We start from the raw sequence: 22355 nt of genomic DNA, 5'->3' as shown, positions 1-22355 counted from the left end.
ACTAACTATTTAGTGGGGGAACAATGAAAGAAACTTCATTTGCAATAGTATTAATATCATTCATTGCTTTTCTAGGCGTTTTATTTGGGGTGGTCCTCTTGGAGGGTAATGAAACTTCGATCACCCAGGGCACAGAATCTATTTTAAATCAATTTCAGGGTACTGAAACTCAAGATGAAACTCAAAACAGCGTTGATAACAATCCCGAGTTAAAGAACAATACCACTAACAGTCAGGACCAGGCCAGCACCACCCAGAATGCCACAAATTCAAGTCGTTCCCAGAACACATGGAATGCCAATAATTCAACCATTTTACAGAATAACAGTAATAAACCAGTGAATTACACAGTTAAAACTATTTTTGGCCAGGAAACACCCCTACGGGATGGTGTTAAACTGATCTCTGATATCTGGCTCCCTAAAGATGATGGGAAGTATCCAGTTATTATAATACGCACTCCCTATGGTCGGAGTGCTGCTTACATGAATTACGCTGGTATGGGTGAGTATTTCGCCAGACAGGGCTACGTGTTCATGGTGCAGGATGTGCGGGGGAAGGGAGACTCACAGGGGAGCTTTAACTTCCTCTTCCAGGAAGGCCCTGATGGTTATGATACTATTGAATGGGCAGCCAATCAGTCCTGGTCCAATGGAAAGGTGGGTATGATGGGATTCTCCTACATGGGAGCTAACCAGTGGCTGGCTGCACGGGAAAAACCCCCACACCTGGTGTGCATATCACCCACCGCAGCAACCGGACGTTACATGGAAGAAATACCATCCATTGGGGGGGTTTTCTATATGGGATGGGCCCTACCATGGACCCTGGCCAACAACGGCCGCACCACTGATCTAAACACACAAAACCTTAACTGGACCCCCATATTCAACCACCGCCCACTATTAACTGCAGATGAAACTACTGGGACACCGGTTCCCCTTTACCGCCAGTTCCTGGAACACCCCACCCTGGACGATTACTGGAAACGGATCCAGTTCACAGACCAGGATTTTGCCAATATCAACTTGCCCACCATGACTACCTGTGGGTGGTTCGATGCAGACCAACCAGGAGCACTGTTCTACTGGAATGGCCTTAAAAAGAACTCCACTCATAGTGATCAGTACCTGATTATAGGACCCTGGATCCACTCTGGTACCTTCGAACCAGCAGCACAACTTTCACAAATCGGGGATCTACCCGTACCGGGGGCTCAGCGTGATGTTTTAGCCACCCATCTGGCATTCTTCGATTATTATCTTAAAAATTCAACCAGTTCTACTGTTAATTCCTCTTCAACTGTTAACTCATCTACTAATAACTCTAACATCAATAACAATTCAAATACCTCAGTTAATAATTCCAACACTAACAATTCCAACTTTACTAACTCTAATGGTCTGTTAAACTTCCCCAGGGCAACAGTTTACATCACTGGTCTTAGTAAATGGATAAACCTCACCAACTATCCTCCAGAGGACATGAAGATCACTCCCCTGTACCTCAACAGCCGAGGGCAAGCCAATACATTAAATGGAAACGGGTTTCTGGAATGGAACTTAACATCGGGCACCGCAAACCACAATTCCAGCACCTCCAATTCGACGGTGAATGTGAATTCAACTACGCCTTCTGATAGTTATACCCATGATCCTGCCAATCCCAGACCCCTTACTTTAGGAGGCTTTGCTGTTAACTCCATTAGAACTGAAAACCGTTCTGATGTTCTAATTTACACCACTTCATCCCTGGAAGAACCAGTCATGATATTAGGACCGGTGGCGGTGGAGTTGTATGCTGCCAGTGATGCTAAAGACACGGATTTCATGGCCCGATTGGTGGATGTTTACCCCAATGGAACCGCTATCAACCTAGGCACCTATGAATCTGGAGGTTCTATACGAGCCAGATATAGGCAGGGATTTGATCAAGAAATCCTTCTCGAGCCGGGTAAAATTGAAAAATACCGGATAGAACTATTTGACATGGGCCACGTGTTCTTACCAGGCCACCGGATCCGCCTGGAGATCTCTTCCAGTGCCTATCCCATCCTCCACCCCAACCCCAACACCGGAAACCCCATTGCCACCGACACCCAACAGCAGGTAGCCCACCAAACCATCTATCATGACTTGGAACACCCATCATCAGTTCTACTGCCAGTTATACCAATAAATAGCTCAATTTATAGGGGATTACTGGACAATTAGATTTTATATGATGATTAAAACAGTAATGAGTTAAGTGGATACTAATTCCAGTCTTAATAGCGTACAGTTTAGTCTAATCAGTTCTTATATATGTAGAATGATCTTTATGATCTCTGAAAAGAATCTCCAGTTATGGGGGAGAATGAATCTTATAAATAGTTTAATTATTTTTCAACAAATTATTAAACCACTGAAACCTAAATCTAAATATAGTCCAATATTCAAAAACATTTACTGGACCTCGAGTATGGTCTTTAAATACTGTTCTTAAATTACTAAAATAATCATTAAAATATGCTGTAATGGATTAAACCATAGTTTGACTATTATTTTATCTTCAGGAAGATACCATGAACATTAAAGAAATTCTCACCGGAAAAGAGAAGGATAAACTATTCTTAATGGGTAATGAAGCAGCAGTCCGGGGTGCCCTGGAAGCAGGAGTTGCTGTGGCCAGCACCTACCCCGGAACACCTTCTTCAGAGATTGGAAACGTTTTATCAGTTCTTGCCGAGGATGCAGGGATGTACTTTGAGTTTTCAGTCAATGAAAAAGTAGCCCTGGAAGTTGCTGCAGCTGCAGCTGCCTCTGGACTCCGATCATTCACCTTCATGAAACATGTAGGGGTTAATGTGGCCTCGGACTCCCTGATGAGTGTGGCCTACACCGGTGTCCGGGGAGGGATGGTGATCCTCACCGCCGATGATCCTTCCATGTTTTCATCCCAAAATGAACAGGACAACCGTCACTATGCCCGACTGGCCAACATACCCCTCCTAGAAGCATCCAGCCCCCAGGAAGTTAAGGATTTAATGAAATACGCCTACCAGTTATCGGAAGAATTTGAAGTACCGGTTATTCTACGCACCACCACCCGGGTTTCCCATATGAGGGGAGTAGTGGAACTGGGTGCTTTGGAAAAACCTAAAACAAACGGACACTTTGAAAAAGATCCGCAGCGATTCGTACCGGTACCAGAGTCTGCCAGGGTCATGCACCGGAACCTGGTTGAAAAAATGGGCGAAATAGGAGTACTATCCAATAATTCCTCCTTAAATGAGTCCTTTGATAATGGAAGCCAGGTGGGGATCATCACCAGTGGCAGTGCCTACAACTACGTTATGGATGTGGTGGAAGAGTATGAACTACCGGTGAATGTTCTTAAAATAACCTTTTCATACCCTTTACCTGAAAAAAAGGTGCTGGAATTTTTGGAAAACATAGAGAGGGTTCTGGTGGTGGAAGAAGTTGACCCCATCATGGAAAAAGAGATTATGGCAATAATTGGCAAACACCAGATCAACAAAGTGGTTCACGGTAAAATAGACGGAACACTGCCCATGATATATGAGTACAGTCCGGATATTGTACTTGAGGGAGTGGGCAGGATGATGGGATTGCAAATGCCAGTTGGAACTGATTCCAGTTCGGTTGAACTTCCCAAAAGACCACCCACACTCTGCCCAGGCTGCCCACACCGGGCCGCCTATTTCGAAGTTAAAAAAGCAGCTGAAGACCTGGGCCTGGATGATCTCATTTTCCCCACGGATATTGGATGCTACACACTGGGCATTGAAGCTCCATATGAAATTGCAGATTACCTGTTATCCATGGGTTCATCCATTGGTACCAGTTGCGGGTTCTCTAAAGCTACGGATCAAACTGTGGTGAGTTTTATAGGGGATTCGACCTTCTTCCATGCAGGGATTCCTCCACTCATCAATGCAGTGCACAACAAGAACAATTTTGTCCTGGTGATCCTGGACAACCGCACCACTGCCATGACCGGGGGACAACCACATCCTGGCTTACCAGTGGATGGTATGGGACTGGAAGCACCGGAGATGTCCATACCGGAGATTGTGAAAGCCTGTGGAGTGGACATGGTGGAAATTATCAATCCCCTCAGTGTACGTAATTCAAAGGAGATATTCAAAAAAGCCCTCCAGCACGATAAAGTGGCGGTGGTTATCTCCCAGTACCCCTGTATGCTAATTAAGGGTAGGCCAGAGAAGGGTAAAAACATAATCATCCATGTTGAGGATGATAAATGCACGGGTTGTGATACATGTGTCATGGAACTCACCTGCCCGGCTATTTACACCAATGAAGATGGTAAAATCAGAATTGATCCTTTAATGTGTAGGAGATGCAGTGTGTGTGTCCAGACATGTCCTGAAAAGGCAATCAGGGCTAAAAAAATAGATAATAAAAGGGGAGAGGAGGAATAACCATGAACCCTTACAATATTTATATTTCTGGAGTAGGTGGGCAGGGAATCATCAAAACCTCAATTATAATGGGTGAAGCCGCCATGAAAAGCAACCTCTCTGTGGTGGTGGGTGAAATACACGGAATGTCCCAGCGGGGCGGTGTGGTATCCACCCAGATGAAGATAGGGGACTCTTACAGTCCCCTGATTGAGGAAGGAAAAGCAAACCTTTTACTGGCATTTGAACCCCTGGAAGCATTAAGAGCTATAAAAATGATCAATAAGGATAGTTATGTTGTAATGAACACTGCACCCATTTACCCCTTTAACCTCCGGCAAAGTGAACATCCTTACCCTGAACTATCCACCATCCTGGATCAACTGCAGTCCCAGGCCCAGAAGGTCATTGCCATGGATGCCGATGGGATTGCTAAGAAAGCTGGTCATATACTGGCAACTAATATGGTCATGCTGGGCGCGGTAGCAGCGGTCCCGGACTTCCCACTGGAAAAGGAGATTATACTGGCATCAATGAAGGATAACCTTCCAGAAAAGAGTATTCCTATAAATCTCGAGGCCTTTGAGGAAGGATTCAGTTTTTGTTCTTCCGGTCTCTGATTTTGATATTAATCCATTTTGGAGATTTACTAAAACTAAAGAAAACAATTTTTTTTAATTTTTTTATAAAAATTTCATATCCTACATATCATAAATCCTACATATCATAATCTAATATCTCTTAAAAATAAAATAAATCAATTAAAATTGGAATAAAAAAAAATATTACTTTGTTGTTGTTTACCACTCGTAAACATCCTCTGGTGGGATTATAGTGGCCCCTCCCTTTTGAAGGACTTCGATCCCGGCATCAATATTCTCAGGATGGAGTAGGACAATGGCTCTTTCTTCCTTTTCATCCACAAAGGCGTAAAGATAATCCAGGTTAATGTCTGAGTCATCCAGTATTCCCAGGATGGTGCCAAGTCCACCGGGCTGGTCAGACATCTCTACGGCAATAACGTAGCCCATCTTCACCACGAAATTGTTCTCCTCCAGGATCTCCTTGGCTTTACCAGGTTCCGGTACAATTAACCTTAAAATACCGAAGTCAGAAGTATCCGCAATGGAAAGGGCCCGGATGTTGAACCCACCATCAGAGAGAACATCCAAAGCATTCCTCATTCTACCCTTCTTATTTTCCAAGAATATTGATAACTGTTCTATTTTCACTCAGATTCCCCCATTTTATGGAATTCCAATTATATTTTTTTTAATATAAATTTCAAGAATTATTTCTCATAATACCAGTAAATTTCATGATGTAAATTTCAGATTAGATTCAATTATTCATGTCTCGTTTATCAATTACCCTGACTGCTTTACCCTCACTTCGGGGCAGTGTTTTAGGTTCCACCAGGGTTACAGTAACTCTTAAACCAATCTCGTTGTGTATGTAGTTTTCGATTTTCTTTTTAATCCCCACTAACTCTTTCACTTCATCGGAAAAGAGTTTAGGGGATGTTTCTACCTGAACTTCCATTTCATCAAGATGCTGTGGTCTGGTGACAATGATCTGGTAGTGGGGTTCAATACCATCCATTTTCAGGAGAGCCTTCTCAATCTGGGATGGGAATACTGCCACTCCTCGGATCTTGAGCATATCATCGGTCCTACCGGTAATCCGTTCCATTTTGACATGGGTGCGGCCACAGGCACATTTTCCTCTTCTGAGACTGGTAACGTCCTTGGTTCTAAAACGAATAATGGGCATCCCATGTCTGCTGAGAGTGGTTATCACCAGTTCACCTTTTTCTCCATCTTCCAGCACGTCCATGGTTTCCGAGTCAATGATCTCGGGATAGAAATGATCCTCCATTACATGGAGACCATCCTGCTCAGGGCATTCCAGGGCCACTCCAGGGCCCATAATCTCGGTGAGTCCGTAGATATTGTAAGCAGGGGCATTGAAGCGTTTTTGGAGTTCTTGGCGCATTTCTTCAGTCCACATTTCAGCACCAAAACCAATGGATTTTAGGTTAAGGTCTTCTTGTTTCAAGCCTTCTTCTTCAGCCACTTCTGCCAGGTAAAGTCCATATGAAGGTGTGACTATTAACACAGTTGTTCCAAAATCCTTCATTATTTCGATCTGTCTACGGGTCTGTCCAGTTGAAATGGGTATAACAGTGGCCCCTATTTTTTGGGCACCATAATGCACCCCAAAACCTCCGGTAAAGAGACCGTAGCCATGGGTATTCTGTATGAGATCATCTTCGTTGAGTCCAAACATGGTTAAACCCCGGGCCATGACTTCACTCCAGATTTCCAGATCCTGACGAGTGTATCCGGACACGGTTGGTTTTCCAGTTGTACCTGATGAAGTGTGAACTTCTACAATTTCCTGACGGGGAACTGCAAACATTCCAAATGGATAAGCAGCACGAAGGTCATCTTTGGTGGTTAAAGGTAATTTCTGGATATCATCCAGGGTTTTAATGTCCTCTGGTTTTATACCCTCGTCATCAAAACGTTTTTTATAATATGGAACATTTTCGTAGGCCCGTTTTACCACTTCCTGCAGTCTCTTAAGTTGCAATTTCTCCAATTCATCTTCAGATATGCATTCAATTTCTTCATTCCAGATCATTTCCATCTACCGGCCAATCCTATTTTTTTATTAAATTAATCCAAATCCATTTATTTTATAATTATAATATTTTTAGGAGGAAATTTAATCCCAAAGGATATTAAATCTCCTATTTCACAAGTAAAATCTTTATTCCAGTTCAGTTTTCTTATTGAATGATCTTTTAATTCACATGGAAACTGTTTATCACTTTATCCATCTCGTATTTATAATCAATAAGGGCTTTGTCAAACACAAAGATTAAGAAGTATAATGAGTTATTTTTCTGGAAAGCTATCCCTCTAGTGGCGAAGACTTTATCTCCGGGTTTGTAATTTGCTTCCAGTTCATAGGCAGTGGTGTTGTCAATGGTAAGGTCACCTTCGTAGTAGATCATACCCTTTGCTAAAATGTTTGAACGCCAGGCTGCCACTCGATATGTGAAGTTCTGGGTTCCCAGATCCTCCTTAAAGACTGAAAAACTGTTATTTTCATCATGAGCTACTGTGACAATCAGGGGGGCTTGTTGGTTATTGGAAACATTCCAGCCTTCAGGATAGTCAAAAGAGATGTTACCATCATTATAATGGTTTTTAAGAGGCTCTACTTGTTGGGTGGTGTTGTTAGGGCTGGTGCTTATTTGTTTATCACCAATAAACAAAATTGCAGTGCTAACCACCAGAATAATTAAAATAATAACACCAATAATGCTTAGGAAGGATTTTTCCCTTAATACCTTTGGAATTTTTTCCTCGAAACCAAAATTGAACTTTTGCTTAGGTTCAGATTGGGGTACTCGTAGTTTGGTGGGACTTCCATCCCTATCTTCACTCCTAAAGCTTTTTTTAGACTTAAAGGAATTAACCTTATTGGTAATTGAAGATTCTCCCTTTTTCAGATTAAAAGAACCGACTTTTTCCTTAATATCAGCACTGGCTTTACCTAATTTGGATGATGCATCTTTTTTCCTAGTGCCCTTTTCTGGTTTTCTTAAACGAGGAGGACCATCTTCACTCAATTATTTCACTACCCCTTTTCCTATTCTATTCATTCATTAATCTAAAGATAATTTAACCCTATCTATTTTAACCTATTAATTTAGGACAATAAAGGGTTTTTATTGTTAACCTTATTTAAATTTGATAGATAGGTGTAAATCCCATGCTTTTAAGCTATATTAATGATACAATAAATGGGCTGATAATATCCTCCCTATAAGTCAAAGTTTATATAGAGCCATCAGAAATTCATTAATCATTAATAATAATGATAAAAGTGCCAGTTAGGCACAGGTCGTGATTAAGTGGACTTAATGATTTTGAGTATTATTTGTTTAATATTTCTCGTGATAAACGGTTATGTGGGATATGTGGCCTGGCGTAGGACTAAGAGTGCAGATGATTACCTGGTGGCAGGGAGGGAAACACACCCCTTTATCATGGCTCTGAGTTATGGGGCCACATTCATCAGCACGGCAGCCATTGTAGGATTTGGGGGTGTTGCTGCCAATTATGGTATGGGAATCCTATGGCTAGTCTTTTTAAACATCCTCATTGGAATATTCATTGCCTTCGTATTCTTTGGGAAACGCACCCGGAAAATGGGTCATAACTTGGGCGCCCTGACCTTCCCAGAGTTTTTATCCCGACGTTTTGACAGTAGATTCATACAATACTTCTCCGGTGCAGTTATCTTTATTGGGATGCCCTTATATGCAGCAGTAGTTCTGGTAGGTATGGCCCGGTTTGTGGAAACAACCCTCCAAATAGATTACAACATAGCCCTGGTGGTAATGGCAGTGATAGTTGCCGCTTATGTTATATTTGGAGGGATCAGGGGTGTAATGTATACCGATGCATTGCAGGGTAGTATAATGTTTTTTGGAACAATATTCCTCCTGATTGCAATTTACTGGATGCTGGGTGGTGTAGTTGATGCAAACCAAGCCCTCACCAATCTGGTGAACGTGGTGCCGGCTAATTCAACTGCCGCCGCCACTGCCACTGGATTCACGGGATGGACAACCATGCCCTCCCTGGGCAGTCCCTTCTGGTGGACACTGGTTTCCAGCCTAATCCTGGGTGTGGGTATTGGGGTGTTATCACAGCCCCAACTGGTGGTCCGTTTCATGACTGTTAAATCCCATCGTGAATTGAACCGGGCAGTATTAATTGGTGGGGTGTTCATATTCGCCATAACCTTCGGTGCCTATGTGGTGGGTTCCCTCTCCAACGTCTATTTTTTCCAAACAACGGGACAAACTGCGGTTCAAGCAGCCGGAGGTAATTTGGACAAGGTTATACCAGCATTTATCGCCGCGGCAATGCCATTATGGTTCACTTACCTCTTTATGGTTGCTCTTTTATCTGCGGCCATGTCCACCCTATCTGCACAGTTCCATGTGCAGGGAACCGCCTTTGGCCGTGATATATACGAGACATTAGTCCGTAAAACTGGCGGATCATCAGTAAGGATGGCCCGGATTGGAATAGTAATAGCAGTGTTAATTGCAGTGATTATGGGATTCATATTACCCTCCAGTATAGTGGCCCTGGGAACTTCTTTATGGTTCGGTATCACTGCCGCAGCATTCCTGGCTATATATGTGGCAGCAATTTACTGGAAAAGGGCTACAAAGGAAGGTGCAATCGCAGGGTTGGTTTCTGGTGCAGCGGTAAGTCTATTCTGGTTGTTGTTCGGCTTTAAAAAAACAGCCGAACCATTGGGAGTTTCCAAAGCTTTAATGGGACAGTCTACTATTATTACATCTGTGCCCTGGCCAACAGTGGATCCAATGATCGTGGCCTTGCCAGTGGCGGTTGTGGCTACAATTGTGGTCAGTCTGCTCACTAAACCCCCTGAAAAGGAATTCATTGATAAATGTTTCCAGGGCGTGGACCGGTTTAAAGGAAAATAACCTGGAATTGGGATGAATAAGTGGGAAACAAGAACAAATTTCTAGAAATTCCTGTAATCCCAATTTAGCCTAAATTCCCTCCGCAATTCATGTTCCCCACAATTCCAATGAAATCTAATTCTTCCAAATAACTGAGAAGGTGGCTAAAATGAAAATCCGACCTTATTTCGTTGAAAAATCAGATCATGAAAGTTGGGATGAAGTTTTCCAGAATCCAAGACCAATAACTGTGGAGAGCTTTAAAACCGGTTTAGTGGTGATTAACCGTAAAGGCACCATAAACCCGAATCACCCCCGTGCCCCGGTTATGGTTGATGAAGAACTGGAGGTCCCTATCCTGGCCCACTGGGTTCATCATGAAGAAAAGGGCGATTTTCTACTTGATGCCGGACTGGACTCATCCTACTGCAACGACCCGCGTGGGGGGTTAAATGGAAGTGCAGTTGATGAATATCATCAGGATAGGGATGAAAATATAGCTTATCATCTGGCAAAGCATAATATTAACCCCAAGATGGTTTTTTTAAGCCACTTACACTCTGACCATGCCGCAGGGCTCAGGGAACTTCCCAAGGATATTCCCTATGTAACGGGGAAAGGAGAATACAGCCAATACCATTTAGAAGTCCATGGTGATTTTTTAGGAGGTTTAAATGAACTATATGAAATTGATTACACCCATGCGCAGCAAATGCCATATTTAGGTTCCGGTGTAGATTTGCTGGGTGATGGGTCATTGTGGGCGTTCCATACACCGGGACACACTCCGGGACATAGTTCTTTTCTGGTGAATGGATTGGAGGGTCCTGTTTTACTGGCCATGGATGCTGCTTTCATTCAGGAAAACCTAGAACTAGGTGTGGCTCCCAGTGATTACACCTGGGATGTGGCAATGGCTCAGGAGATATTGGAGAAGATTTTAACATTTTTAAAAGCGTATCCGCAGGTTAGGGTGGGTTCTGGGCATGAATTCTTAAAATAGTTTTAAAGAGAATATTTTTTTGATTTAATTAAATTTTCTTTGTAAATGTATCATTATTTTTTTAAAAAAGATATGTATATATATTAACTAAATATCAAATAATTAATATCAGATTTAATTAGTTCTTCCTTTGGGGGGGGGTTAAAAGAGTGGATGATAAGGTTCTAGTAGGATTAGTGATGGGTTTTGTTCTGTTGTTAGTTTTCGTTGGCCTTTTAGTTTTTAATCCTTTTAATTCCAATATACCTTCTATTAATGGTATTGGATCAGATAACCAAACAGGTAACAATACTACCATTACTAACAATACTGATGTTCTTCCTTTAACTACTCCTCTACTTAATTTTATTCCATCATCTGGATTAGATGGTCAATCTTCTTCTCCAGTTAGTCCTTCACCCGGCCCTGAACCTACTCCAGATCCTATGATTAATGTAATCAATTTATTTGATGCATATTTCCAAACCAGATTTAAAGATGCGAATATACCGGCCGCAGCAGCAGTTATTGTTCAAAATGATAAGATAATCTACATGAAAACACTCGGAATCAAAGATTTAGCATCCGGAGAACCAGTTGATGAAAATACATTATTTGGAATATGTTCACTCACTAAACAATTTAGTGCTACTAATATTGCCCAATATGTAAGTCAAGGTTTAATGAGCTGGGATGATCCTATAACTAAGTATTTTTTATCTCCAACTGAATTCCAGTTATACAGCAACGAAGTTACTGATGATTTCACAATTAGAGATAGTCTTACTATGCGGAGTGGACTGGAGGAAAATAGTGGAGATGATTATTATACCTACTTCAACAATAGTTTTGCCACTTCTCTTTATAATCTCCGATATCTTGAAAACGTTACTCCTTTCCGTTCTACATATGCTTATCAAAATTTACTTTATTCTGTACCTGGTTTTTGTGCTGCAAAGGTGAATAATATGCCTTGGAATGAGCTAATTAAGAAAGACCTACTTGATCCATTGGGAATGACCAATACCAAAACAAGCTACTGGGATTTCATAAGTTCATCAAATCACGTGACTCCATATACACTTCTTAAAAATGGCACATTGGTGCCCTATGATATTATTCCTGATGGTGTTGGACCAGCAGGTGGTATATATATGTCAATAAGTGAGATGGCAAATTGGCTTAAATTCCAGATCGCTGATACTGGATATTACAATGGTCAAAAAATATTAAATAGAACGGAATTAGATGAAACACGAACGGGACAGACTCCTAAAAATACTAACACTCCTTCATGGTACTGTATGGGATGGCACCTAAAAGCAGATGGCACTTTATATCATGAAGGGGCTAGTATTGCTCAATATACTCACCTTACACTTTATCCTTCTAAAGGTTTAGCTATAGCAATATTTACCAATGGAGGATATTACGGCGTCACCCTCAAGAAAAGCTGCAATGATAAATTCAAGAATTTAATAAATGGTGATTTTAACACGGATACATGGACTCCCTATTACGACTGGGCCACTAATGAACTAAAACCTAAACCTCCAACACCACCTATAGTAGATCAAACACTACCTTTAAGCGGTTATACTGGTGTTTATTTCAATGATTTATTTGGTAATATAAACATAACAACATCTGATAACACTTTAATTTGTCAGTACGGTACTGATAGTAGGACTTATACGTTGAAACATTGGAATTATGATGTTTTCGAAGAAGAAAACAATAATCACTTTTTCAACTTTACAGATATCCATAGTGGAACATCTCACCAGGTAGACGTAAAATTAACTAATACACCAGAAAACGTGACATTTAACCGCACAAGTCCTTAAACCTCTAATTATTTAGTTATGAGGTCACCATTTATCATTAAGGGTTGTATCGGGTATGGTCTTTTTTTTTTATTGTTATAATGGTTATAAACCATTTATTCAATTCAACAAGATATTAATTATATTTACTTTTCATTAACCGCCAAGTTTATCATTTTCCAAACTTTAGACTTTAAAAGTACCAGTACAAATACTGCTAAAATCGCAATTCCAATCACAGAGCCCAGTATAAGATTATCAGAATTTGCAATGAATGATGTTGCTACGGGAGCAGTTTTATTGTTAATTAAATGTAGTATTACTGCAATCCAGATGCTTCCAGTCTTTAAAACAGCGTAACTAAAAATAGTGCCCAGTACAATGCAATAAAGAATCATTAATACATTTCCAAGGATAGGGTATCCCGGATAATTATGTCCCAACACTATGAGCACACTGTGCCATAATCCCCATATGATACCAAGCATTAAAACACCCTTATAACCACCTAAAAGTGGAAATAGCCTGTCTTGAAGGTAAAATCTCCACCCGTATTCTTCTCCAAAATAGGAGGGCCATAATATGAAGAAAAACAAAATTAAACTGGGTATCCATGTGTTAAAGAACATGTAAAGGTTAAATTCTGTGGCTGGAGAGCCTAATCCGGAAATATAATAAAGAATAGGGGTTAAAATGAGTATTGCAGAAAAAATGAGTGGTAAAAAAATGTAATATTTAATATTTTTTCCAAAGTATAATTTTGAGAGTTTTAAGCCATTTCTCCATTTCTTTTTCAAATTCAGCACGATTAGAGTTAAAATTCCTAAAACACCAACAATACCCGAAAGGAGAGGTTTATCCATTATGCTCCCTATAATTGGAGGGAAAAAGCTTTCAAAAAGGAATAGAACTACATATACCAGGAAAAATGTGAATATAATTTTTGTTTCTGTAGTCAGGGCATGGGATTTGAAGTAAGCCATACAGAATATGGCAACTATAGCTGGCAGGAACATGGAAGCTGAAAGTGCCACACCCCACAATGGGGATGTATAAGATAAAGGACCTGCAATGGTATAAATACCTAATTGGAGAATATAAGTGGCTGCAAAAGTGATAATCAAAAATGTATATAATTCTTTTTTAAGTTGTCCCCTTTCTAAAACTGCCTCAGTCAAAAAAACATGCCCCCTACATCAATATCCAAAAGTTATCTGGTATTTTATTTTTAATTTAATATTAATTTAACGAATAAATGGATAATAATATGTTGTCAGGTTTGAGGGGCAAAGTGTATCTTTTTTTTAAAACAATTATAGGATTAAATTTAGTTATTGAATACCATTCGCGGACAAAATAATATGGACGTAGGATGGATGCTGGTTAAGGTTTTAAGAGGATATTATTGATTAATTTTAGTTTTAAGGTTATTTAGTTTAATCTGGACATCTTGTTCTGTATGGGGTATGGTCAAGAGCTCTTAAAATAGTTTAAAGGTTTAAAATTAGGTCCTGTGTCTATTCCCAATTTTTTGATTAAAACTAAATAATAGTCCTAACATATATTAGTGTAGTTGGTTCATGTGTCTGATATTAAAATTGTTCTGGTAGATGGAAACGTAGAAGCGATGGATATTAAGGGTAAATTGGAATCTCTTGGTTATGAGGTTCCTTGTGTTGTTTCCACTGGTGAAGAAGCAATTAAAAAGGTTTTGGACATCAAACCGGATCTTGTTTTAATGGATATTGATCTCAACGGGGATATGGATTGTATTGAAGTAGCTTCAAAGATTAAAGAGATCAATGTACCTCTTATTTTTCAAACCAAAGAATTAGATGATTCAAAAGCTAAAAAAGTAATGGGAATTCGGCCATATGGGGTTTTAATTAAACCATATGAGGAAATTGAGCTCCAATCAATACTGGAAATGGCTTTTTACAAAATAAAGGCTGAAAATGAGCTTAGATGGAATGAGAATCGTCTGAAAACGGGTATGGACATGGCTGACATGGTTTATTGGGAGTACAACACTGAAAAAGATCTCTTCACCTTTGATGATCAGTTTTTCGCCCTTTACGGTACTAGTGCTGATGAAATGGGTGGAAACACAATGTCTGCCCAGGAATATGTGGAACGTTTTGTTGATCCCAGTGCCTATGAATTTATGGAAAATGAGCTTAAAAAAACCTTTGAAGCAGATGATCCTAATTTTTCCAGTACCGGTCATCACTGGATGAAGCGTGCCGATGGAGAAAAAAGATACATTGTGGTGCGTTTCAAAATCTTGTACGATAAAAATGGTAGAAAGATTGGAACTATGGGTGTTAATCAGGACATAACCGAAGAAAAAATGGCAAAGGATGCTCTTAGGGAAAGTGAAGAGAAATATAGAACCCTGATTGAGTCTGCAAAGGATCCAATCTCTCTTTATGATGAGAACGGTATTTTTTTAATGGCCAATGAGGCAGGGGCATTGAGTATGGGTAAGAGGCCGGCTGAACTAGTGGGTCATTCACTAAGAGAGTTCTTCCCACCTGAAATTGCTGAAAAACAGATTGAATTAATCAGGAAGGTATTTAGCACCGAGGATGGTTTGGAAATGGAAATGCCTGTCCCCCAGGGCAAGCAAAATCTATGGTTCAGCACCAGCTTACAGCCAGTCTATGGGCATGACAATAAAGTTCGCACAGTCCAAGTAATTTCCAGGAATATAACTGACATTAAAGAAGCTCAAATTGAATTACAACAGGCCCTGGATGAAAAAGAGATGCTCATAAAGGAAATTCACCATCGGGTTAAAAATAACTTGATGATTATATCCAGTTTATTGAATCTACAATCAAGATATATTGAAGATAAAGATGCACGTGATGTTTTCAGAGAAAGTCAAAATAGGGCTAAATCAATGGCCATGATCCATGAAAGACTGTACCAGTCCACAGATCTTAAAAACATTGATTTTGGTGACTACATACAAAAACTCACCACTGATCTCTACCGATCCATGGTATCTGATCCAGGACGGATTAAACTGGACATTGATGTGGAAGATGTGAAGATAGACATCAACACTGTTGTTCCTTTAGGACTTATTGTGAATGAACTGGTTACCAACAGCATGAAACACGCATTCCCCAGAAATGAAAGTGGATTTATTAAAGTGGAACTCTACAAGGGGGAAAACCATAAAATTATTTTAAGAGTTCGTGACAACGGGGTTGGATTCCCGGAAGATATTGATTATAAAAAAACCAGCTCCTTAGGCTTACAACTAGTAAACAGTTTAACAAAGCAAATTGGTGGTGAAGTCGAACTTGGTGAGGGTCCGGGAACAGTTTTTACCATTATTTTTAAGGAACAAATAGCTAATGGTTAATTTTAGGTCTCTTAAACGTCTATAACCTTAGAATTTTACTTCATTTAAGTTAATCTATAAATTATTTCATTGCTTCAAGTTTTTTATTTAATAATAACTATTAAATTGACATTTTCTAACATTACTGGGTGATTATATGGGTGTAAAGAAACAAAACATTCCAGATAAGGGGGCTGCAGTAGAAAAGGATATGGAAACTTACACTATTGTTCCATACATCCCTGGAGGTCTGGTAGATCCTGCCATTTTACGTAAGATTGCCGATGCTGCTGAGAAATACCAAGTTAAATTTATTAAAATGACCTCAGAACATAGAATCGGATTATATGGGGTTAAAGAGGCAAATATTGATAATATCTGGAATGATCTGGGTATGGGGCCAGGAGGTCATATTGGTAAATGTGTGAGGGCAGTCAAGTTTTGCACTGGAAACACAGTTTGCAAGAAAGGGCATCAAAACACCATGGACCTCGGGTTACGTATTGATGAGGCTTTCCACAGGATGGAAACACCTCAAAAAGTAAAAATCTCTCTTTCCGGTTGTACCAGTTCATGTGCAGAATCTGCAGTCAGGGATATAGGCCTTATTGGGACTCCAATGGGTTGGAAACTGATGGTTGGAGGGACATGTGGACTACAGGTCCGGAAAGGAAAACTACTAGCCGAAAACCTTTCTGACGGCCAGGTTATTGATTACATTGGTAAAATATTAGATTATTATAAAGAAAAGGGTATTCAAAAACGAATGGGGATATTTATCGACATAATTGGATTTGATAAGTTTTCTAAAGCTATTCTGGGCGAATAACTTAAATCATGTTAATGAAATATATTGAGAGGTGTAAACATGAACTTTTATTATTTAAACACACTGCTTCCGGTTCTACCTTAGACCTTTTTCAATGTTTGTTGATGTTTAAGGGGAAACATTTACATTGATTTTGATATAATCTTAATTTTCGGAAATTCATAAGATGGGAGAAATAATATGGAATCATTCCAGGAACATATGCAGGAATACAAGAAACAGTTGGATAGAGGTCACATTCAGGATGCCTAAAGGGGATTGATGAAATATATTATGGATCTGAGAGTGTATTTTAAAAATAAATACCCTGAATATTTCGTATCTGGCATTTATTACGGGTACCTTGACATGACTTATTTTTCTTTCACCCCCAAGTCATTAAAGAATATGAAACTTAAAATTGCAATTGTTTTTGTCCATGAAACCTTTAGATTTGAAGTTTGGCTAGCTGGATCTAATAAGAAGGTTCAAAGCAAGTATTGGGAACTTATAAAAGAAGGTACCTGGGATGAATACCACATTCCATCAACTACCCAGGGTGTAGATTCTATTCTGGAGCACGTTCTAGTTGATAATCCTAATTTTGCAGATTTGGATAGTTTAACCCAGCAGATAGAGGCGGGTACATTGAAATTCATTGATGATGTTGAGGACTTCCTATCTAAAACATGACTTATATTTACTGGAGTACCTATTGGATATTAGTGCCTTGGATAAGTTTATCATTCTCGTTGTTTATTGTGGGCCGGACCAAGATGTCTAAATAGTCGTTTAAGATAAAAATAAGATTTTTTACAATAATCCACTAAATTTGGGTCATTAAATTTATAATAAGTTTAATTTCATATATGTTCAGATTATATTCCGAAATATTTAGTATTGAGTTAGACTATATATTTAAATTAGTTTTATACTCATTGAAGGTTTTAAAAATGTTAGATGAAGGAAAATCCAGGGAAGAACTCGTGGATGAATTAAAGGAATTAAAGGCTATTTTAAAATCCAACCAGGAATCTACAAAAAAAATCATAGAAAATGAGCGAATTTTATCTAAAACTGCTTTAGAATTGGTTGATTTGCCTCCTCATGTAGATATCTATGATTTTATTGCAAAGAAATTGGGTGATCTAATTGAAAACTCTCTTATTGCCGTTAGTATGTATGATGAACCATCAGACAGTATTCTGGTGCGTTCTGTGATTGGGGAAAATCAAAGATTAATCGAGCTGTCCCAAAAAATTATGGGTGGGGGGCTAACGGATATAAAGCTACCACTCAGGTCTTTTTATGAATTTTATGATGATAAAGAACACCAGAAAAATACAATACTCAGCGGTAAACTTCTTAAAATGGAAGATGGATTGTATCAGGTGTTTGCCGGACGATTACCCCAAAAGATTACCAGAATGGTGGAATTAACTATGAATATGGGTGATATGTATGGCACTGGTTTTGAATCAAAGGGTAAACTTTATGGTACTGTTTATATCTTTCTTAAAAAGGGGAACAAATTAAATAATAACGAACTAGTCCAATCTTTAATCAGTCTTTTTGCAGTGGCAATCCAGCGAAAACAGGCCGAAAATGAGATAAAAAAGGCTTTAAAAGAGAAGGAACTTCTTCTTAAGGAGATCCATCACCGGGTTAAAAATAATTTAATGATCATTTCCAGTTTATTGAATCTCCAATCAGCCCATATCAAGGATGAAGGGGCCCGTAATGTTTTCAGAGAAAGTCAAAACCGGGCCAAGTCAATGGCCATGATCCATGAAAGATTGTACCGGTCTACAGATCTTAAAAACATAGATTTCGGTGAGTACATAAGAAGCCTTACCACTGATCTGTACCGTACTCTAGTTGCTGATCCGGATCGTATTAGACTTGATATTGATGTAGAGGATGTGAAGATTGATATTAACACTGTTGTTCCGTTAGGGCTTATAGTGAATGAACTGGTTACCAACTGCATGAAACACGCATTCCCTGATGGTGAAACTGGATATATTAAGTTAGAACTCTACCAAAAAAGTCAAAAAATCGTTTTAAAAGTTATTGACAATGGAATTGGCTTCCCAGAAGATCTAGATTATAAAAAGACTAGTTCATTAGGATTACAGCTAGTAAATAACTTGACTAAACAGATTGATGGTGAATTTGAACTGGATAGAAACCAAGGAACATCTTTTGCCCTTATTTTTGAAGAAAAAGAATGAACCTAATTTTATCTTTATATTCACATATGAGGCATTGTGAGCTCAATCTCTTCATAATCTTAATTTCTTTTATCCCTGATGTTATTATGGATAGGGGTTGCATTAAAATTGGATTGGCAGTTAATAATCTTAATTAGTGATAAAATTTATAATATAATAAGGGAAGTGTGGAAATGTCTCAGAAAACAAAACGGAACTATTGCCCAGGATGTAAAAAAGAAACGATTTGGGATTATTATGAGGCTCGAGGTGGGTTTAGTCATTGGAAATGTCGGGATTGTGGGGAAAAAGAAACTTTTTGAGTCGATTACGGTCCAAATAGGAAATAATCACACAATGATATCATAAAACTCTAAACTCTTCAAATTCATATTTTTAATTTGGAAATCTAAATTAAATCATATACGGAACAATCACAATTTTTTTTATCAGTTGAGAGGGGTGTTAAGATGATTGGCAAAAAAGAACTTGTAGATCTGATAGAAAACTCAGAATCAGAGAAAATGCAGGGAGATAAGGATATCTGGGAGAAACACATCTATTTGGATAATAATAAAGTTTTAATTGTTGGTTATGAGGAAGAAGAGGAAACTGATAAGCAAGATCCTGAAGAAGAAACCATTAAAACCTATTATTGGTATTGGGAACTTAGAGATTCACAAGAATGGAATGTTATATTTGAAAATCATGATAAAATCTTTAGTTTCTGTGAATCTGAGATGGGAACCTACAGTGATCAAGATCGCATGGAAGATATAGTTGGCGATATAGATGAGGCAGAAATATGCACTTGGAGTGAAAAAGACTTGATTAAAGATATTTCTGAAGATATTGCCGATAAAGTACTTGAATGGTTATCAATGATCCAAAGAGGAGAAAAATAATCAGATAATATTACTTACCTTACCATTTGCTACATTTAACGTGACTGATGAGACTAGCAATTCTTGATTAATTCTTTTATTACATATTATAAATTTTTGGATGAATTTCTATTACATTTTTTCTAGATAAAGGGGCCTAAAATGCAGTTTGATTATGCAGTACTTGGGATGGTAATGATTTTAGCCTTAGTAGTGGTTATTATATTAATTAAATTAATTTATAGGCATAATCCTCATTATAGTGGGCATTATGGGGGAGAAATTGTTCTTTTTCACCGCGCAGAAAGATATAAAAGAAGATTATGGAGATTTAATCTGATTGAAGATCTGAATAATCTAAAAACTAAGGGAAAAATCGGTGATGAATTGGAACTCAATGTGATCTGTGGAGAATTCAGCGATGGTAAACGAGAGATAATTAAACACGCAGCGTATCATGGATTTGGATCGATAAATATTATTAGTGGTCCTAAGGTATTTTCTGAGGATAAAATGGAAATTTACACCCTTCTTGATCAGTATAAGAATGTGGAATATTTAATCTTGCCCAGAAGACCCACCAATCATTTCATGGTTTTTAATAAGGATCATTTATACATTGAAAAGCCCCATCGACACAACAATAGCCGGGGATCGGTAGGGATAAAGAATGCACAACCTGAACTAATAAAAAAATACGATGAAGCTTTTAGTAAAATGATGGGCTATGCTCGTCCCTTAACTAAAGAAGAAGTATTCCGGCAAGAGAGTCATTAATAGGTGCTGAAAAATGGATATCAACACGATAATATCGGGATTTTTGGTTTTAAGTGTAGCAGGATCTTCCCTGTCTATAGCCGCTTATTCTTCATTTAAGGATAGGGCGAGTGATGACCAAAAATTATTATTAATCATTGCAATCTGCTTTATTTTTGCATTTTTAGCTGCTTTCATTTTATCTTTCACTACCCTTGAAAATCTTACATTCAATCAATATTTATTATCGTTAATTTTCTTTGTTTTGATTATTATGGCCATATTATCTATCATAGGATTTGTTATCCATCGTTTAATGGTTGATCAGCAATATAAAGATGATGAGTTAAAGTCAGCTATAGTCATTATTGAATCAAGCAAGGATGATTTAGATAGTTCAATAAGCTTATTTGAATCTGAAAAACAATTTTAAACAGATATTCTTAGATTTTCTAATCACAGAATTTCAGAAGAAACGCCTTAATTCCTGCGCTATGGGTTTTGGTTTGCCATAGTCTTGTGCAGAGTCATGGTTAAGGCCCTTAAGTTCAACCAGATTAGAATAAGGTATTGTTTCGTTTAAGGCAGTGAGGCTATCTTTCAAGAATTGAGGTGTTTTACTACCGCAGGGTCCGCTCATACCATGGCCACGGCGATCCACAATGTATACTGTAAATTCATCCAGCAGGAGGGTACCTAGTTTCATAAAGTTTTGAGAAGCATTCACACCATGAAAGAACACGCCGGGGGCCATGGCCCATCTTCCGATAACCAATAATAGTGCCGTCTTTTGAAGTTAATGAACTTTTGTGCATTATTTATTTTTATCTCTGGCTAATCATTAGTAAAATAGTATTTTAAAAATTTCCCAATGAATTTTCAGGTGAATAATTAATGTTTAATTTATTATAAAGTACTATACGGGTTTAAATGCGGATATCATAACTTTATTTTCAGCTCTTCTCAATTGCTCAATGACTGTGGATTTACTCACTTTAAACTTACGGGCCAGTTCTGTTCCATTTATCCTACGTGGATATTCATAGTACCCGCTTTCAATGGCCATCATTAACACTTCGTGTTCTTTCAAAGTTAGATCAGATAACATTTTGTTATTAGGGTTGATATATCCAGTATCACTGTAGGAAATTTGGGTGATAGTTCCCATTAATTTAACCAAGTTAAGAACTTTCTCCAGGCTTGAAGGAGAACCCAGACAATTAAAGGTCATACTCTCTCTGTTCATGATTATGGGGCTTTGCCAGATAATTTCAAGTTCCATCAGTTCTAAAAACCTTGAAAAGTAGGGCGGTGTGGATACCTTCACCATGCATGTGTATTCACTATTGTTTTTCTCAATTACTTCCAGTATTTCATAATATTTAGAGAACTTAAGCTGGTTAAGTGGCCGACCTTCTTCCAGGACTATTTTGCAGATTCCCAGATTCTCCTTCTTGTTCAAGTCTTCCTTAAGGACTTCTAATATCTCAATCTGATTTATATTCTTGAAATTCACCTGGGCTAATTTGGAGAAGATGGTGTTCCACCGCACTTTGCAGGTTAATTTTTGCATATTTAATAAAATAC

Annotated in this window: 19 protein-coding genes; 13 read left to right on the top strand and 6 right to left on the bottom strand. The window is 38.6% G+C overall.

The annotated features are described in order from the left end of the window. Positions 1 to 23: 23 nt before the first annotated feature. From BK009_RS05620 to BK009_RS05610, 3 genes are all read left to right on the top strand, one after another. Positions 24 to 2213, top strand: a complete 2190-nt coding sequence (locus BK009_RS05620) for a CocE/NonD family hydrolase (protein WP_100909221.1) — start codon at positions 24 to 26, stop codon at positions 2211 to 2213. Positions 2214 to 2563: 350 nt separating this feature from the next. After that, the gene (gene iorA, locus BK009_RS05615) at positions 2564 to 4444 is read left to right on the top strand and encodes an indolepyruvate ferredoxin oxidoreductase subunit alpha (RefSeq protein ID WP_100909220.1); all 1881 of its coding nucleotides are present in this window, start codon (positions 2564 to 2566) and stop codon (positions 4442 to 4444) included. A gap of 2 nt (positions 4445 to 4446) precedes the next feature. Continuing rightward, positions 4447 to 5043, top strand: a complete 597-nt coding sequence (locus BK009_RS05610; RefSeq protein WP_100906891.1) for an indolepyruvate oxidoreductase subunit beta — start codon at positions 4447 to 4449, stop codon at positions 5041 to 5043. A gap of 180 nt (positions 5044 to 5223) precedes the next feature. Here the strand turns inward: BK009_RS05610 and BK009_RS05605 are convergent, their stop codons facing one another. From BK009_RS05605 to BK009_RS05595, 3 genes are all read right to left on the bottom strand, one after another. Beyond that, the gene (locus BK009_RS05605) at positions 5224 to 5655 is read right to left on the bottom strand and encodes an ACT domain-containing protein (RefSeq protein WP_100909219.1); all 432 of its coding nucleotides are present in this window, start codon (positions 5653 to 5655) and stop codon (positions 5224 to 5226) included. A gap of 109 nt (positions 5656 to 5764) precedes the next feature. Next, entirely contained in the window at positions 5765 to 7069 is a 1305-nt protein-coding gene (locus tag BK009_RS05600; protein WP_100905913.1) for a phenylacetate--CoA ligase family protein, read from the bottom strand. Between the two features lie 163 nt (positions 7070 to 7232). Further along, the gene (locus tag BK009_RS05595) at positions 7233 to 8066 is read right to left on the bottom strand and encodes a PsbP-related protein (RefSeq protein WP_100909218.1); all 834 of its coding nucleotides are present in this window, start codon (positions 8064 to 8066) and stop codon (positions 7233 to 7235) included. Positions 8067 to 8351: 285 nt separating this feature from the next. Here BK009_RS05595 and BK009_RS05590 point away from each other — a divergent pair, with 285 nt between their 5' ends. The 3 genes from BK009_RS05590 to BK009_RS05580 all read left to right on the top strand — a co-directional run bounded on the left by BK009_RS05590 (position 8352) and on the right by BK009_RS05580 (position 12773). Then, positions 8352 to 9965 (top strand): sodium:solute symporter family protein, encoded by a 1614-nt coding sequence (locus tag BK009_RS05590; RefSeq protein WP_198517191.1) that lies wholly within the window; start codon positions 8352 to 8354, stop codon positions 9963 to 9965. Positions 9966 to 10113: 148 nt separating this feature from the next. After that, on the top strand, positions 10114 to 10947 hold the full coding sequence (locus BK009_RS05585) for an MBL fold metallo-hydrolase (RefSeq protein ID WP_100909217.1): 834 nt from the start codon (positions 10114 to 10116) through the stop codon (positions 10945 to 10947). A 149-nt stretch (positions 10948 to 11096) separates the two neighbouring features. Continuing rightward, positions 11097 to 12773 carry a serine hydrolase gene (locus BK009_RS05580; protein WP_100909216.1) on the top strand — a complete coding sequence of 559 codons (1677 nt, stop codon included), beginning with the start codon at positions 11097 to 11099 and terminating at the stop codon, positions 12771 to 12773. 125 nt (positions 12774 to 12898) lie between these two features. On the opposite strand, the gene BK009_RS05575 is transcribed toward BK009_RS05580, so the two are convergent. Beyond that, positions 12899 to 13930, bottom strand: a complete 1032-nt coding sequence (locus BK009_RS05575) for a CPBP family intramembrane glutamic endopeptidase (RefSeq protein ID WP_100909215.1) — start codon at positions 13928 to 13930, stop codon at positions 12899 to 12901. Positions 13931 to 14334: 404 nt separating this feature from the next. On the opposite strand from BK009_RS05575, the gene BK009_RS05570 reads away from it, so the two are divergent. From BK009_RS05570 to BK009_RS05535, 7 genes are all read left to right on the top strand, one after another. Next, positions 14335 to 16128 carry a histidine kinase dimerization/phosphoacceptor domain -containing protein gene (locus BK009_RS05570; protein ID WP_157809712.1) on the top strand — a complete coding sequence of 598 codons (1794 nt, stop codon included), beginning with the start codon at positions 14335 to 14337 and terminating at the stop codon, positions 16126 to 16128. A gap of 136 nt (positions 16129 to 16264) precedes the next feature. Next, positions 16265 to 16936, top strand: a complete 672-nt coding sequence (locus BK009_RS05565) for a nitrite/sulfite reductase domain-containing protein (RefSeq protein ID WP_100905922.1) — start codon at positions 16265 to 16267, stop codon at positions 16934 to 16936. A 261-nt stretch (positions 16937 to 17197) separates the two neighbouring features. Beyond that, positions 17198 to 17608 carry a DUF7000 family protein gene (locus tag BK009_RS05560; protein ID WP_287681379.1) on the top strand — a complete coding sequence of 137 codons (411 nt, stop codon included), beginning with the start codon at positions 17198 to 17200 and terminating at the stop codon, positions 17606 to 17608. A gap of 260 nt (positions 17609 to 17868) precedes the next feature. Next, on the top strand, positions 17869 to 19149 hold the full coding sequence (locus tag BK009_RS05555) for a sensor histidine kinase (protein WP_236951042.1): 1281 nt from the start codon (positions 17869 to 17871) through the stop codon (positions 19147 to 19149). A gap of 449 nt (positions 19150 to 19598) precedes the next feature. Then, positions 19599 to 20033 (top strand): hypothetical protein, encoded by a 435-nt coding sequence (locus tag BK009_RS05545; protein ID WP_100905926.1) that lies wholly within the window; start codon positions 19599 to 19601, stop codon positions 20031 to 20033. A 141-nt stretch (positions 20034 to 20174) separates the two neighbouring features. After that, positions 20175 to 20789 carry a hypothetical protein gene (locus tag BK009_RS05540; RefSeq protein WP_232728042.1) on the top strand — a complete coding sequence of 205 codons (615 nt, stop codon included), beginning with the start codon at positions 20175 to 20177 and terminating at the stop codon, positions 20787 to 20789. Positions 20790 to 20802: 13 nt separating this feature from the next. Beyond that, positions 20803 to 21201 carry a hypothetical protein gene (locus BK009_RS05535; protein WP_100906886.1) on the top strand — a complete coding sequence of 133 codons (399 nt, stop codon included), beginning with the start codon at positions 20803 to 20805 and terminating at the stop codon, positions 21199 to 21201. A 33-nt stretch (positions 21202 to 21234) separates the two neighbouring features. On the opposite strand, the gene BK009_RS05530 is transcribed toward BK009_RS05535, so the two are convergent. Together BK009_RS05530 and BK009_RS05525 are read right to left on the bottom strand one after the other, a co-directional pair. Further along, complete coding sequence (locus BK009_RS05530) at positions 21235 to 21543, bottom strand: alpha/beta fold hydrolase (RefSeq protein WP_100906885.1); 309 nt, start codon at positions 21541 to 21543, stop codon at positions 21235 to 21237. A gap of 141 nt (positions 21544 to 21684) precedes the next feature. Then, on the bottom strand, positions 21685 to 22341 hold the full coding sequence (locus tag BK009_RS05525) for a helix-turn-helix domain-containing protein (RefSeq protein WP_100906884.1): 657 nt from the start codon (positions 22339 to 22341) through the stop codon (positions 21685 to 21687). Positions 22342 to 22355: the final 14 nt, after the last annotated feature.

It is taken from the genome of Methanobacterium subterraneum, assembly GCF_002813695.1.
GTDB lineage: Archaea > Methanobacteriota > Methanobacteria > Methanobacteriales > Methanobacteriaceae > Methanobacterium > Methanobacterium subterraneum.
Note: the sequence above shows the minus strand (reverse complement) of the source record. Positions and strands in the feature narration are given on the sequence as shown.